The organism is Sulfobacillus harzensis (assembly GCF_012933365.1).
GTDB lineage: Bacteria > Bacillota > Sulfobacillia > Sulfobacillales > Sulfobacillaceae > Sulfobacillus_B > Sulfobacillus_B harzensis.
In genome coordinates this window covers 1-799 of the sequence record NZ_JABBVZ010000311.1, presented here as the reverse complement: position 1 = coordinate 799, position 799 = coordinate 1, and the positions used below count along the sequence as shown (strand labels likewise).

The 799-nt window shown below is 60.1% G+C and carries 2 protein-coding genes; both read left to right on the top strand.

Going from position 1 to position 799, the window contains the following annotated elements; all coding sequences use genetic code 11:
* Positions 1 to 248: 248 nt before the first annotated feature.
* Complete coding sequence (locus HIJ39_RS24825; RefSeq protein WP_275107414.1) at positions 249 to 380, top strand: hypothetical protein; 132 nt, start codon at positions 249 to 251, stop codon at positions 378 to 380.
* 26 nt (positions 381 to 406) lie between these two features.
* A complete protein-coding gene (locus HIJ39_RS23235; RefSeq protein WP_169103388.1) occupies positions 407 to 739 on the top strand; it encodes a hypothetical protein in 333 nt (110 codons plus the stop codon).
* Positions 740 to 799 lie beyond the last annotated feature (60 nt).

Genomic DNA, 799 nt, shown 5'->3' with positions numbered 1-799 from the left:
GATTGAGTGTCCCAACTGACCCGTTGCGGCCGCAACGGGCTTCAGCCATACCTCGATTATTGTCAGCGAAGCCCCGGTCCTCCATTGGAGTCCGGGACTTCGCGCTTTGCAACCCTTTCGGGCCATTAGGTCCAGATGTGGGTAATGATTAGCCGGTGGGGGCGGCATCCCGCGCGTTAGCTGTGACGAAGAGGCGTCGCCGACTCACAGACTTTGAAAGCCGTCTAAGCGGCAGGAGCGAAACAGCCTTGAATCGTCCCGATGTGCTTCGAGCATCGTCGACGAAACCCGATCTGGCAAGCCAGATCTTCCCAGATGTAGACAGCCGCTTGCCGCGTAGCGGCAAGACCCAAGACCAAGATCTTGGGCTAGTAGGCTAATTCTTTTTATACGAGGAGCGATGCGGATGCGCTACCGTCTTGCCCCGCGCTTTTGGGTGATGACGACAGCCGCCATCGGTGCACTCATCGGCGCGCTGATGCCCCATGAGCATCTCGTGCACCAACCAGCGTCGATGGTGTCGGCCCACGATCAAACGCGCCCCGTGTTTGGCGTCCCGCACGCGACCCCACGACCGGTCCGTCCGCGCACACGGGCCCGTCGCGCCGTGCGTCCGTCGCCCAACCAACGGTGGCTCGCCCAGCTGATCCAAGCAGAGGCCGGCGACCAGCCTTCCACCGCCCAAGTGGCAGTCGGGGCCGTCGTGGTCAATCGTCTCCAGGTGTCAAGGCCAATTTGAAAATCACCAAAAAGGCCAATAGGAAATCGTCAAAAAAGCCAACGGAATTCCTGCAATATG